The following is a 12,607-nucleotide window of genomic DNA, read 5'->3' on the forward strand; positions in this document are numbered from 1 at the left end:
CGAATGGCCTTGGACGCGGAGGCCCAAGGGCGGCTGCAGCGCTTTGGGCCGATCGTCGACCCTGAGCGCATGGCAAAGGAAGGCCTGCAGCCGGCCTGGTTCACCTTCTAATCATTCCCAGTGCCAGGACTGGCCCCAGCTTTCCTGGTAGTCCCACAGGTGCAGGTCCTGGCCATCGAATGAAACCCACCAGGCGTCTTTGACGTCGATTGCCTTGCCAGGGGCGTGGCCAGGGCGCAGGGTCTGGCCGGACCAGGAGAAACGCTGGTTGGCCTTGTCGTTGCAGTCCCAGACGACCAGCCTGGCCCCGTTGCCGGTACCGAAGGCGTAGACGTCGACGCATTTGTCGGGGTTGTTCTTGCTGCGCAGCAGGCCATCCGGGTCCTCGTACCACAGTTGCGTGACCTGGCCCTGGCAGCTCCAGTGGTGGACCGGCGTGCCGTTGACCATGTTGTTGCCCTCGATGTCCATGCACTTGCCACGGCCGTCGACCAGCTTGCGGAACACATAGGCGCCGCCAGGCTTGACGCTGGCAATCACGCCCACCCCAGTGACGGAACCATCCGACACCAGGCGGATGCGCGCGCTGCCGCCGTTGACCATGAAGCTGGTGGCGATGGCGCCGGACAGCGATTTCACCAGCTCTCCATTGCGGTCATATACGTGGATGAAGTCCCGGTTCGCATCGGTGCCGCCGTTGACGTAGACTTTCAGCGCGGCTGCGCCGGGGATAGTCAGCCACTGGGAGCGGTCTTCGTTATTGCCGTAGGCGCCGCTGCTCCAGCTTGTGGCAAGCGCTTCGATGCTGACGCTTGCTCCGCTGGACGTGCCGGCGCCGTCGGAGACCAGTTGCGCGATGACGCCGTTGTCGGCGACAACCAGCGATTGGGCAAGCGTTCCGCTGAAGCTTTGCAGCAGGCGGCGGTTGCTGTCGTAAATGCGCAGCACATCGCCGGCGCCCAGCAGGCCGCTGACGTTGACGCGCACTGCGCCGGCACCGGGCAGGCGCAAGGTTTGCGCGAGGTCGGCGTTATTCCCGTAGGCGCCGGTGTCCCAGCGCGTTGGCGCATCGTCATATTTTTCCCATTTGCCTTCCTCCGCCTGGTCCGAGTAATTGAGCCAGACCGGATTGGCGCCGGCCGCCAGGCGCAGGCGTTCATTCATGTACGCGTTGGCGGGAACGGAAAACGCGAAGCCGCTGCCGAAAGCCGCGACGCAAGCCTGCTTGCCGCCCTGCCAGGGACCGGCCGCAGGCGTAACGCGCCAGTCGTCCGGCAGGGCCTTGCTCTGGCAGGCGAAGCGCAGCGCCGCGGTGCAAGCGGCATCGTTCCAGCGCCCGTCGCCGCGCATTTGCGCGCAGTCTTCATTGTTATAGTCGTTCGGTTCGCCATCGGCCCAGGACCAGATGGCGGAGGCGATCATGCCTTCGTCCCAGCGGTCCGCATCGACGTTGTCCACGCCGCAGCGCATCAGGGCGGGGATGTTGGAAGCGTCGATGGTGCCGGTTTCGTCGACCCAGGAATCGGGCAATACGTCTTTGCCCAGCTTGGAGTCGGAGACCGCGTAGATCTTGTCTTGCTCGACCGGCAAGCCGTCCACTGTGCAGTTGGCGGTGTTGACGTACTTGACTTGCCGGCTGTTCCAGCCGCCCGCAGCGCCGGTGGCGAACAATGGGCCTTGCCAGACCACGGCGCCATCGTAGGTATTGTTGGCAGACTTGACGATCACCCGCTTGCCGCGGGCGATCATTTCGCGCGGCGTTTCCCAGCGGTTGGCCGGCTTGTCGGAGGGCTTGTACAGCAGGTTTCCGAAGACTGCTGTCAAGGGACCCACCACGCCGGCCTGGTTGTTGGCACGATCCTCCAGGTCGACAAAGACGATTGCCTTCGGATTCGCGTCAAGCCAGTTGCGAATCTTCCACAACTCATTGGGATAATTGTCCGGAGCGCCGTAGATCGCCGCACAGTCCTGGTGGCACAGCTGAACCTCGCCATTATTCATGTGCAGGTCCAGGTCGACGTTGCGGATGCCCGAATTGAGCAACTGGTTCATCGGCCAGCGCTGGTTGGCCCAGGTGGCGCCGCTGTCGTTCCACGCATTATGCGCGCCCAGTACCTGGATGCGATTGAGCGGGGTGTCCATGGCTACGTCGTATTGCGTGCGGATGCCCAGGCCAAGGTCCGCAGCGTGCAACGCCTGCATCCCGAGCAGGAGAGAAACGATGACGCCTGCCAGCTTCATTCTGCCTCCGAAAAGTGAGTGCCCTGAACCGGAAAACATACCCCAGGAAGGGTGTGCGCACGATGGAGGGCAGCCTCTAGGATTTTGGCTCGTGCGGTCATTTACTTGTAGCAGAGTCCTGCTAGTTTGGCCGGCACACCCATTCATAGGAGGAACAGATGCTGAAAACCGTTAGCTGCGCGGTCGTGGCCGCGTGCGCCTTTTCCGTCTTGCCGGCCTTGGCGGCTTGCCCTGACTACGTGACGGCGGCCAATCCGCCTGCACTGTCGGGCCCTGCGCGCAAGGGCTTTGCCAACTTCGGCAACACCATCCTGGCCGGCCTGTACAAGCCCTGGCATATGGCGCACGACGTCATTGTGAAGGCGGGGCAGCCCGCGACCATCACCGGCAAGTTCGATTACGATGCGGTCCTGCACAAGGACCTGGAAGGCGAACGGGTGCATGCCTACCTGTATGGCACCGGCATGCAGCAGTGGCAGTATCTCGGCAGCTTTATTACCGACAGCGACGGCAAGGCCAGCGTGCCCCTTGGCGTGCGCCCGGTCGGCGACTATGTGGTGCGCTTCGTGGTGGAGGGAGACCTGAGCAGCACCAACGGCTACCTGAGCGTGGTCGATCCAAGCCGTGACGCGGTGCTGTTCGACATCGACGGCACCCTGACCATCAACGATTTCGAAGCCTATGCCGATTACGTCGGCGTCAAGACTGCAACGGCGTATTCCTACGCGCCGCAGGTCGTGAATGCCTACCGCCAGAAAGGCTACCAGGTCATTTTCCTGACCGGACGGCCTTACTGGGTAACGAAGGATGGCCTGGAATGGCTGAAGATCCAGAACATGGGGCAATGGCACTACCACTCAAATCCCTACGGCGACGGCCCCATTCCTCCGGACACGCAACAGTTCAAGACCGAGTATGTGCGATACCTGCGCAACACCGTTGGCCTGAATATCGTGCGCGCCTACGGCAACGCCACGACCGATATTGCGGCCTATGCCGACGGCGGCATACCGAAGGCGCAGACCTATATCATCGGCCCGAATGCAGGCGCGTCCGGCACGCAGCCGATCCAGGGCGATTACACCGCCCATTACAGCTTCGTGGTGGAACCTACGCCGGTGGCGAGCTGCCGCCTGTAACGTGGTAGATTCCCACTTTGAACACTGAGAAGGAGGTTTGAAGTGGGAATCCTTGACGGCATGCTGGGTAACGCGTCCAAGATCGACATCGCGGACTTGCGGGAAGACTTTGCGAAAGTCCTTGCACCGAATGAGCGAGTGGAGCATGCTTACCAACTGATACGCGACTATTTCGTGTTTACCGACAAGCGCCTGGTGGTAGTGAACATCCAGGGTGTCACGGGCAGCAAGAAGGAGTATCACTCGATCCCTTACAAGAGCGTGACGCATTTCAGCATCGAGACCGGCGGCACGCTGGACCTCGACGCCGACCTGAAGATCTGGATCTCCAGCATTGCGGAACCGTTCACGCAAAAATTCAACAAGCGCCTGAGCATTTACGAAGTGCAGGCAGTCCTGGCGAGCTATGTGCTGAAATGAAGCGAATTGTCTTCGTGCTGGTGTTGGCTGCAGCCGCCTTCTATATCTGGGGCGATCCTGCGGGGCTGCTGCACCGCGTCAGCATGTGGACTTGCGACTGGCTGCGCGTCTTCAAGGTTTGCTGACGCATCCATTGTTCGCCGGCGGACGAATTGTTACGGCGAGGCGCTCGCTAGCATGATGGCTTTGAAGGGAGCCAGCCATGCCAGCCTACGAAGTCATCGACATCCCCAGCCACCAGCCAGCCCTGGTGGCGCGCGTGCGGCACACCGCCCCCGACCGTGCCAATGGCGCTCTGCCCGTACTGTTCGTGCACGGGGCTTCGTTCCCCTCGGGATTGTCTTTCGATTTCCGCATGGATGGCCAGTCGTGGATGGACTGGATGGCTGCCCGCGGCTACGACGTGTATGCGCTCGACTTTCCCGGCTACGGGCTGTCGGATCGCTATGCCGGCGCTGCTGCATCGCCGCCTGGCCGGGCGCGCGAGGTGGCGCAGGATGTGGGCAGCGCGGTGGACGCCATCCTGCGCAGGACGGGCAAGCCGCAAGTCCTGCTGGTCGGGCATTCCTGGGGCGGCTCGGTGGTGGCGCGCTACGCCCTGGACCACGCGGCCAAGGTGGCGAAGCTGGTGCTGTTCGCGGCCATCACGCCGCGCGCTGCAGCCGGCCCGGCGCCGGCGGCTGCACCTGCCAAGCCGGTCGATGCCTACGAGGCATTGACGCCCGCCCAGCGCATCGCTGCCATGGACGGCTTGCGCCCGCCGCAGGAACCGCCACTGTTGCACGCCGATGTCTTCGCTCGCTGGGGTGCGCAATGGCTGGCGTCGGATGGGCGCCGCGATGGCGCAGTAAGCTTCCCTGCCGGTCCCAGTGCCGACCTTGCGGACTTGCAGCAGGGCAGCAGCTATTACGATCCCGCGCGGCTGCAAATGCCCGTGCTGCTGGTGCGCGGCGAATGGGACGCCTGGCCCGGCGACGCGGACTACCGCATCTTGCAGGCCGCGATCAAGGGCGCACGCTACGTAACCATCGCGCGCGGCACCCACGTGATGCACCTGGAAGCGGCACGCGTGCAGCTCTATGAAACGGTGCGCGGATTCCTGGACTAATTGATGCCGTAGCGCGCACGGATGGCAGCCAGCGCGCCGTTCTGCTCGAGCTGGGCGATCGCCTGGTTGATGCGCGCGAGTTGCGCTTGCGTGGTGCTGGCGGCATTCAGCATCAAATGCACCGGCGCGCGGTAGGGCATGTAGGGCAACTGCACGATCCGGACCTTTTGCAGGCGCGCGATGTGGCGCAGGGCGTGGGCATCGCCCATGATCAGGTCGCCGCGTCCGGCCTCGAGCATCTTGATGCCCTGTTCGAAAGTGCCGAAGGTGCTGCGCCGTCCTTCCGCGTTCAGCAGCGGCAGGGCGCGTTCGTAGTCGTCGCCGTAAAAGCCAAGGCGCGGCGCCAGCAGGCTGGCATGCTGGGTGGCGATGTCCTGGAAACTGTCGATGCGGCGCAGTTTGTCCAGCTTTTCGGGCAGCGTGAACAGGCCCACCGTCTCCTGCCGGTAGGGCAGGCTGAAACGGGCGTAGCCGCGCCGCTCCTCAGTGGCGGATGCGGCCATCAGCAGATCCAGTTTGCCTTGCTGGAACAGCACGTTGCGCCGCGCCGGCGGCATTTCCTTTTCCAGTTGCAGGGCGCAGCCGGCATGCTTGAGTATGGCCTGCAGCAATTCGAAATCGACGCCACCCAGCACTTCCTTATCATTGTGATAAAAGTAGGGCGGCCACTCTTCCGGCGCCAGGCGCAAGGTGCACGCCTCGGCCGGGCAGGCGAGCTGAATCAGGAGTGCAGCGAGCAACATCCTCATGACCGAGGGCATCCGAAAATATCCACGAGGACAGTGTTTCAGATGGCAGCGTCGCTGTAAAGAAAAAAGCTGGTGAATGTGGTGCCGGTATATTTCCCGACCGCCGGCCCCGGTAGTGGCGCCGCAGCGCCAGGTGCACGCATTTTGCTGGCCGAATGTGACCGCCGTTTGACGCCCGTTTGACGCCCGTGTGACGGCTTGGTGTAATAGCGGCCATGAAAGAAATACATGCACTGCTGCAACAAGCCGTCGCCCTGCACCAGAAGGGCGAACTGGCGCGCGCGCAAGCCATCTACGACGAGGTGCTGCGCGTCCAGCCGCTCAATTTCGATGCGCTGCACCTGAGCGGGGCACTGGCGCGCCAGCAGGGCGAGCCGCAGCGCGCGCTGGACTTGATCGATGGCGCGTTGGCCATCGATGCCCGCCGCGCCATCGCCCATTGCAACCGCGGCGTCGCCTTGCAGGACCTGGGCCGCTATGAAGAAGCCCTGGCCAGCTTCGAACGCGCGCTGGCCTTGCAGCCGGACTACGCCATCGCCCTGAGCAACCGCGGCAACGCCCTGCGCCACCTCGGGCATCTCGATCGCGCGCTGGAAAGCTACGAGGCGGCGCTGCGCCTCGCGCCCGGCTATGCCGACGCCCTGTGCAACCGTGCGCTGGCGCTGCAGGCGCTGGCACGCCACGAGGCTGCGCTGGACAGCTTCGGCGCGGCGCTGAGGGTGCGGCAGGAATATCCGGAGGCCCTGCATGGCGCCGCCGTTTCGCTGCTGGCCCTGGGCAAGCCGGCCGATGCGCTGGAAGGCTTCGAGCGGGCACTGCACCTGCAGCCGGAGTACGCGGAAGCATGGTGTTCGCGCGGCGCCTTGCTGCTGCGCGCGCAGGATCATGAGGAAGCGCTGGCAAGTTTCCAGGATGCGCTGGCGGTGCGCCCGCGCTACGCCCGCGCCCAGCTTGGGCTGGCGAACACCCTGCGCGCCATGGGCCGCCGCGATGAAGCGGTAAAAGCCTACCAGGCAGCGCTGGCCTTTGGCGCCGATGCCGACACCGTCGGCTACATGCTGGCCATCATGGGCGCCGAGCAGGCGCCGGGCGCCTCGCCGGCCGCTTATGTGAAGGCGCTCTTCGACCAGTATGCCGGCAATTTCGACCGCCACCTGGTCGACGTGCTGCGTTACCGCACGCCGTCGCTGCTGGTGGAAGCCTTGCGCCGCCACTTGCGGCCGGGCGAGCTCGATGTGCTGGACGCCGGCTGCGGCACCGGCCTGTGCGGGCCGCTGCTGCGGCCACTGGCCTGCCTGCTGGAAGGCGTCGACCTGTCGCCGCACATGCTGGACCGCGCCCGCGATACCGGCCTGTACAACGGCTTGTACTGCGGCGAGATGGTGGGCTATTTGCGGACCCGCCCGGCCAGCGTCGACGTCATCGTCGCGGCCGACGTGTTTGTCTACCTGGGTGAGCTGAAACCGGTGTTTTCCGTGGCGCGGCTGGCGCTGCGCAGTGGCGGCCGCCTGGCCTTCTCGGTGGAGGCGCACGAAGGCGCCGAGGACTTCGTATTGCGTTCCTCCGGCCGCTATGCGCATTCGCGCCAGGGCATCGAAACGCTTGCGCGCAGCCACGGCTTTGCCATCAATGAAATCACCCCAAGCACCCTGCGCCAGGAAAGCGGCGAAGACATGCGCGGTTTGCTGGTCATATTATCGAGAGGCTGAATACATCCCATGCGCATGATCATGGCAGAGCCGCTTGAAATCGCCGCAAATGCGATCATGGCAGTCTCGATCGTCCTGGCGGGACGCAACAATGTCCATTCCTGGTGGACCGGCATTGTTGGCTGCTCGCTGTTTTCCGTGCTGTTCTACGACTCCCAACTGTATGCCGACGTGGCGCTGCAGCTGTTCTTCATCGTCACCTGCATTATCGGCTGGCGCCAGTGGCTGCGCGGCGACCATGGCCATGCGCTGCATATCCGTACCACGCGGCCTGCCGTCCTGCTGATGATGGCGCTGGCGGGCGTCGCCGCCACCGCCGCCTACGGCCTGATGCTGAAGCACTACACCAACGCTTTCGCGCCTTTTGTCGATTCGACCGTGCTGATGTTCTCTGTCATCGCGCAAGTGCTGCTGATGGGGCGCCGCATCGAGAACTGGCCGGTGTGGCTGCTGGTGAACACCATCTCGGTGCCGCTATACGCCAGCCGCGGCCTGTACCTGACGGCCGTGCTGTATGCGGCCTACTGGATCAATGCCCTGGTGGCGTGGCGGCATTGGCGCCGCGAGCGCCGGGCAGGACACTAGGCAGTCTCAGAACTGGCGCTCGTAGCTGGCGCGGATCCAGGCCGGATTGTCGATGGACTGCACATTCTCCTTGCGGCCGTTGGCATCCGCATACACGCTCCCGGCAAGAGACGGCTGGCGCAGGATGCTGCCGGCGGTGATGCGCCATTGGCTGCCGGGTGCGAGGCGGTAGTTGAGGTAAGCTTCCAGGTTGCGTTCAACGCCGTTATAAGCAGATTGCCATCGCGTGATCCGGACCCGGCCCGTGGCGGTGTACGACAGGTTGGCGCCGCCACCCCATGGCCCGGACCGGTAATCGGCGCCGGCGTTCGCGGTCCAGCGTGGTTGCCGGGCCAGGCGGTTATCCGGGCCCGGCACGCTGTCCACACGCGACCAATGGCGCCCGGCGGTGAGGGAGAAGCGCAGCGGCGTTGCCGGAAGCGGGCCTTTCCATTCCAGCTCCATGCTGCTGGTGCGTGCGCTGCCGAAGTTATCGGGCGAGGAAACCCAGCGCCCATTCATCTCGGAGACTGCGTTGAAGATCACGTCGCTGATGTGCCGCGTACCGGCGGACAGGGAGAACAAGGCGCCATCCTTGCCGTAAGCTTCGAATGCGACATCCAGGCCGCGCGCCAGCTCGGGCCTGAGCTGCGGGTTGCCGCTGGCATCGGGCGCCAGTTCCGTATTGACCAGGCTAAGAAGACGGCGCGGCATTAACTGGTTGGTGGTGGGGGCCTTGTAAGTACGGGCCAGGGCAAAGCGTAGCTGGCGGCGCTGCTCGCCGGGCAGCTTCCATAGCGCTTGCAGGATCGGGCTGGTGACGCCGGCGCGCACCGTCACCGCGGCAAAATCGTTGCCGCTGCTGCGCGTCTCGCTGGTCTCGCGCCGCAGGCCGCCATACAGCGACCAGCCGGAACCGAGTTCCCATTCGTCCTGCACATACGCCGCTGCATTCCGCAGGCGGGTGCGCGAGGTACGATCGAAATCGACGACGCCGGCGCCGCCTGCCGACGTCTCGTCCTGCTGCTCGCGTTCGCGCTGGTCGCTGGATGACAGGTCCCAACCGAGGCTGATGGCATGGCCGCGTGCGGCTGGCAGCGACAGCTTGCCGGTCCAGCCTCCGCGCCGGCTGCTGGCGTCGACGTCGTAGCGACGGTCCAGGGTACGCTCGCCAGCGGTGCGCTCAAAGCCCGAGTTGCGCTCGCGTTGCACCTGGTCGCCGCTGATGCTCAGCGTGGATTCGATGCGGCCGCCTTCACCCCATGGGCGCGACCAGTTGCCTTCCGTGCGCAGTGCCGCCGTTTCATCCTTGCGCCCATAGTCGGTGTGCACGTAGGGCAGCACGCTGCCGCCGGTCAGTTGCACTTCGCGCGCGCGGTCGGCATGAAAGCGCACCACATTGGCGAAGGTTTGCCATCCCAGCGTTTCCGTTGCAGACAGCTTCCAGTTGAAGCGGCTGTTTGCGTTGAAGAACAGGAAGCGGTTGCGGCTGCGCTCTTCTTCCTCGCGCCGGCTGGTGAGCGCGCCGGACGGAGTGGTCTCCAGCACGCCGGTATGTTCCGGCCGATGGTTGTTGCCTTGCGTGACGCTGGCATTGAAGGTATGGCTGCCTGTGTCATCCTTGTCCGCCAGACCGAAGCCGGCGCTGCGCGATGGCAGGTGCGCCGGCAGGGTGGCGGCAGCGCGCCATTCCCGCGTTGGCTTGCTGGCGCTCCTGCGCAGCACGATATTGATGGTGCCTGCTACCGCCTGCGTGCTGTGCTCTGCCGTGGCGGAGCGTATCACTTCGATCTTGTCGATCATTTCCGGCGCCAGGTTGTCCAGTGAAAAGCCGGGGGGAGGGCGGTCGCCGTTGAGCAGGACCTGGGTGTAGCCGGCTCCGAGGCCGCGCATGCGCGGGCCGCCGTCGCTGACGGACACCCCCGGTAGCCGCTTCAGCACCTCAAGGGCATTGGCGTCGCCGAACTTGAGGATTTCCTCGCGGGTGATGATGGTGCGCGAGGCAGTGTCGCGCTCGCGCTGCATGTCGGCGCTGGCTCTTACCTGCACGACGGGCGGCGTTTCCTGGGCGTAGGCGCGTGCGAAGGCCATCGCCGCGCAGGCGATCAGTCGAATTTTCATGGCTTGTGGCTTACTTCAGGACGAAGATGGCATTCACGGTTTGTGAATAGGGGATTGAATCCGGCACGCTGTATTTGCCGGTTTGCGGCGCGGTGCCGCGCGTTTCGCGGCCGGCCTGCAGTTCCATGAACGGTGCGCCGACCTGGGCAAGCGGGCCGCGTGCGATGGCGACCACGGGGCCAAGCTTGCGGCCGAAGGCTTTGGCCAGCGAGTTGCCCTTGTTGCGCGCGTCGCCGGCGGCGGCTGCCATCAGCTGGGTGTTGATATCGTCGCTATCGGTGCGGTCGAAGGTCGAACTGATGCCGGTGACGTGGGCCAACTCGACCAGCTTGGCGACCAGGTCCGGCCATTGCGCCAGGTCGCGCACGCGGGCGTGGAACAGGCGGCCCATCGAATAGGCTGGCGCCTGTTGCTCGTTGACCGGGACGGTTTTCTTTTCGATCTCGTAGGATTCGATGTCGGCTTGCTGCACGCCGTGATCGGCCAGCAGCTGCATCACGCTGGCGCTCAATTCCTGCAACTGGGCGGCGGTGGCTTCCGCGCTCGCATCCTGGGCCCCGGCTTCGAACTTCACTTCGCCGATGTCGGGCCGCATCCACAGTTGCGCCTTGCCGGTGGTGCTGACGAACGGATGCGAAGGGAGGGGGGAGGCGGATGCCTGCGCGCTGCAGGCGGCGGAAACCAGGCCCAGAACCAGTGCCGCGATGCTGGTACTCAATCTCATCAGCTGTGTTCCTTATTCGAGGGTCCAGACGTACTGCATCTGCTGCCAGGTGGCGACGGGTTTGCCGCGCACCCTGGCGGGTTTGAAATGGCATTTGCCGATGCCGGTTCGCGCTGCCGTGTCCAGGCCCGGGTGGCCGCTGGACCTGACCACGCGCGAGCCGGCGACGTTGCCGCGTTCGTCGATGTTGAACGACAGCGTCACGGTGCCGGTATGCTCGGCTTGCAGGTCCTCGCTGGGCCACAGCGGCTTGGCGCAGGACTTGAAGTCGACCACGGCCGGCGTGCGCGCTGCCGGGACGGTGGCGGCGTCGACGCGGGCATTCGCGTAGCCGGCCAGGCAGGCGGCGGCGACGCCCAGCGCAGCCACAGCGGCCTTCCAGTTGCTGCGCTGCTCTTGCGGCACCATCAGGTGGCGGATGCGCTGCATCAGGTCGCCCCCATCGGCGGCCAGCGCCACGCGCTGCGAGGCGAACTGCATTTTCTCCAGCTCGGACAAGGCGAGTGCCAGGCGGCGCGGTTCGCCAGTCAACCGTGCGGCGATGCTGTCGGCCACCAGTTCGCGTTCATGGCGGATGCGGCGCGACAGCCACCATACGGCAGGGTGGTAGAACAGCAGGGTCTCGACCACGTTCTGCATCAGGTTGACCAGGAAGTCATGGCGTCGCACATGGGCCAACTCGTGCGCCAGCAAGGCTTCCAGCAATTCCGGCGGCATGCGCGCCAGCAGCGCGGCCGGGACCAGCACGACCGGACGCCACCAGCCCGCGGTGATCGGGCTGGCCAGCGTTTCAACGATGCGCAGGCCGACCTGGCGGCGAATGCCAAGGCGGGCTGCGAGACTCGAAAGGCGCTGCTGCCAATGGCCGTTGCGGCCGCCGGTGCGGCGGGCGCGGGCTATCCAGGCCAGGCCGAAGGCGCTGCGCAGCGCCAGGGCGCCGACGCAGGCCAGCCAGGCGGCGACCAGCATCGGCAAGTGCCTGTCGATGCTGGCCAGCAGTTCGCTTTGCCCGAGCGTGGCCGCGCTGCCAGACAGTACCAGGGCTTGCAGGGAGCGCGGCGTGGCCTGCAGCGCACTGGCGAATTCGCCGGCCGGCCACAGCAGGCAGGCCAGCATGGCCATGCAGGCGACCGCGTAGCGCGGGCCGGGGCGGGCGCCGCGCATCAGCCAGAGCAGGGCGGCCGCAGCGAGGCCGACCAGTGCACCTTGCCAGACAAAGTGGAGCAGGGCCCAGCCGGCCGCGTGGATGATGTCATTCATTCGGCTTGTCCTCCTGCTTCAGCAGCGCTTCGATTTCCTCGCGTTCCTTCTTCGAGATACCGCTGCGCAGAGCCGCCAGCACCAGCGCCTTGGCGGAACCGGCGAAGGCGCGCTGCAGCAGGTCCTGCAGCATATTGCCCTGCATCGCCTCGCGCGCCACGGCGGCGGCATAGATATGGGAGCGCTGGCTCTCGTCGCGGATCAACAGGCCCTTGCCATGCATGATCTGCATCAGGCGCAGCACGGCGCCGTAGGCCAGGTCAGGCTTCTCGCCCAGCATGGCTTCGTGCACCTGCTTGGCGGTGGCGGGGCCCAGCGGCCAGATCGCCTGCAGCAATTCCAGCTCGGCGGGAGTGGGTTTCGGAATGGTAGCCATGTTTATTTCCTTCTAAGGTTTTGGCTAGAATAGCCTGTCTAGACAGAGTTGTATACTTTGCCGTTTTCCTTGTGGCGAAATGTAGACAATGCTGTCTATATATTCAAATTGCATATAAGTCTGAGATTTAATTAGTTTCAGAAATGAAGGGTCGACGTTATAGTTGCCGCGTGAATACGCAAGCTGTCCTCCGCCG

12 protein-coding genes are annotated in these 12,607 nt (G+C 64.8%); 6 read left to right on the plus strand and 6 right to left on the minus strand.

All coding sequences use genetic code 11. The features are described 5' to 3' along the window. Window positions 1-111 precede the first annotated feature (111 nt). Window positions 112-2,241, minus strand: a complete 2,130-nt coding sequence (locus tag ACN9MU_RS05085; RefSeq protein ID WP_426344264.1) for a ricin-type beta-trefoil lectin domain protein — start codon at window positions 2,239-2,241, stop codon at window positions 112-114. Window positions 2,242-2,399: 158 nt separating this feature from the next. Here ACN9MU_RS05085 and ACN9MU_RS05090 point away from each other — a divergent pair, with 158 nt between their 5' ends. The 4 genes from ACN9MU_RS05090 to ACN9MU_RS05105 all read left to right on the plus strand — a co-directional run bounded on the left by ACN9MU_RS05090 (window position 2,400) and on the right by ACN9MU_RS05105 (window position 4,908). Then, entirely contained in the window at window positions 2,400-3,380 is a 981-nt protein-coding gene (locus tag ACN9MU_RS05090) for a lipin/Ned1/Smp2 family protein (RefSeq protein ID WP_426344265.1), read from the plus strand. A 42-nt stretch (window positions 3,381-3,422) separates the two neighbouring features. Beyond that, entirely contained in the window at window positions 3,423-3,800 is a 378-nt protein-coding gene (locus ACN9MU_RS05095; protein ID WP_426320847.1) for a PH domain-containing protein, read from the plus strand. Then, window positions 3,797-3,925 carry a hypothetical protein gene (locus ACN9MU_RS05100; RefSeq protein ID WP_426168007.1) on the plus strand — a complete coding sequence of 43 codons (129 nt, stop codon included), beginning with the start codon at window positions 3,797-3,799 and terminating at the stop codon, window positions 3,923-3,925. Before ACN9MU_RS05095 ends, ACN9MU_RS05100 begins: the two co-directional genes overlap by 4 nt. A gap of 77 nt (window positions 3,926-4,002) precedes the next feature. Next, a complete protein-coding gene (locus tag ACN9MU_RS05105) occupies window positions 4,003-4,908 on the plus strand; it encodes an alpha/beta hydrolase (protein ID WP_426320849.1) in 906 nt (301 codons plus the stop codon). Here ACN9MU_RS05105 and ACN9MU_RS05110 read toward each other — a convergent pair. Beyond that, entirely contained in the window at window positions 4,905-5,657 is a 753-nt protein-coding gene (locus tag ACN9MU_RS05110) for a substrate-binding periplasmic protein (RefSeq protein WP_426320851.1), read from the minus strand. The two genes, ACN9MU_RS05105 and ACN9MU_RS05110, sit on opposite strands and share 4 nt — an antisense overlap. 215 nt (window positions 5,658-5,872) lie before the next feature. Between ACN9MU_RS05110 and ACN9MU_RS05115 the strand changes: the two genes are divergently transcribed. Together ACN9MU_RS05115 and pnuC are read left to right on the plus strand one after the other, a co-directional pair. Next, window positions 5,873-7,366, plus strand: coding sequence for a tetratricopeptide repeat protein (locus ACN9MU_RS05115; protein WP_426320853.1), 1,494 nt, complete (start codon window positions 5,873-5,875; stop codon window positions 7,364-7,366). Between the two features lie 9 nt (window positions 7,367-7,375). Then, entirely contained in the window at window positions 7,376-7,951 is a 576-nt protein-coding gene (gene pnuC / locus ACN9MU_RS05120; RefSeq protein ID WP_426320855.1) for a nicotinamide riboside transporter PnuC, read from the plus strand. 6 nt (window positions 7,952-7,957) lie between these two features. Here pnuC and ACN9MU_RS05125 read toward each other — a convergent pair whose 3' ends face one another. From ACN9MU_RS05125 to ACN9MU_RS05140, 4 genes are read right to left on the minus strand one after another with little or no spacing between them, the layout of a single operon-like run. Beyond that, window positions 7,958-10,051 (minus strand): TonB-dependent receptor plug domain-containing protein, encoded by a 2,094-nt coding sequence (locus ACN9MU_RS05125; protein WP_426320857.1) that lies wholly within the window; start codon window positions 10,049-10,051, stop codon window positions 7,958-7,960. Between the two features lie 10 nt (window positions 10,052-10,061). Then, window positions 10,062-10,775, minus strand: coding sequence for an SIMPL domain-containing protein (locus ACN9MU_RS05130; RefSeq protein ID WP_426320859.1), 714 nt, complete (start codon window positions 10,773-10,775; stop codon window positions 10,062-10,064). Between the two features lie 12 nt (window positions 10,776-10,787). Continuing rightward, window positions 10,788-12,035, minus strand: a complete 1,248-nt coding sequence (locus ACN9MU_RS05135; protein ID WP_426344266.1) for a M56 family metallopeptidase — start codon at window positions 12,033-12,035, stop codon at window positions 10,788-10,790. Then, window positions 12,028-12,411: a BlaI/MecI/CopY family transcriptional regulator gene (locus ACN9MU_RS05140; RefSeq protein WP_426168023.1), complete on the minus strand. Its 384-nt coding sequence runs from the start codon at window positions 12,409-12,411 to the stop codon at window positions 12,028-12,030. Before ACN9MU_RS05140 ends, ACN9MU_RS05135 begins: the two co-directional genes overlap by 8 nt. Between the last annotated feature and the right edge of the window lie 196 nt (window positions 12,412-12,607).

Source organism: Pseudoduganella sp. R-32 (assembly GCF_049913245.1).
Lineage (GTDB): Bacteria > Pseudomonadota > Gammaproteobacteria > Burkholderiales > Burkholderiaceae_D > Rugamonas.

Coding starts and splice junctions, on each gene's coding strand:
- ACN9MU_RS05140 (WP_426168023.1), bottom strand. CDS start 12,411: ATGGCTACCATTCCGAAACCCACTCCCGCCGAGCTGGAATTGCTGCAG.
- ACN9MU_RS05130 (WP_426320859.1), bottom strand. CDS start 10,775: ATGAGATTGAGTACCAGCATCGCGGCACTGGTTCTGGGCCTGGTTTCC.
- ACN9MU_RS05125 (WP_426320857.1), bottom strand. CDS start 10,051: ATGAAAATTCGACTGATCGCCTGCGCGGCGATGGCCTTCGCACGCGCC.
- ACN9MU_RS05100 (WP_426168007.1), top strand. CDS start 3,797: ATGAAGCGAATTGTCTTCGTGCTGGTGTTGGCTGCAGCCGCCTTCTAT.
- ACN9MU_RS05085 (WP_426344264.1), bottom strand. CDS start 2,241: ATGAAGCTGGCAGGCGTCATCGTTTCTCTCCTGCTCGGGATGCAGGCG.
- pnuC (WP_426320855.1), top strand. CDS start 7,376: ATGCGCATGATCATGGCAGAGCCGCTTGAAATCGCCGCAAATGCGATC.
- ACN9MU_RS05105 (WP_426320849.1), top strand. CDS start 4,003: ATGCCAGCCTACGAAGTCATCGACATCCCCAGCCACCAGCCAGCCCTG.
- ACN9MU_RS05115 (WP_426320853.1), top strand. CDS start 5,873: ATGAAAGAAATACATGCACTGCTGCAACAAGCCGTCGCCCTGCACCAG.
- ACN9MU_RS05135 (WP_426344266.1), bottom strand. CDS start 12,035: ATGAATGACATCATCCACGCGGCCGGCTGGGCCCTGCTCCACTTTGTC.
- ACN9MU_RS05090 (WP_426344265.1), top strand. CDS start 2,400: ATGCTGAAAACCGTTAGCTGCGCGGTCGTGGCCGCGTGCGCCTTTTCC.
- ACN9MU_RS05110 (WP_426320851.1), bottom strand. CDS start 5,657: ATGAGGATGTTGCTCGCTGCACTCCTGATTCAGCTCGCCTGCCCGGCC.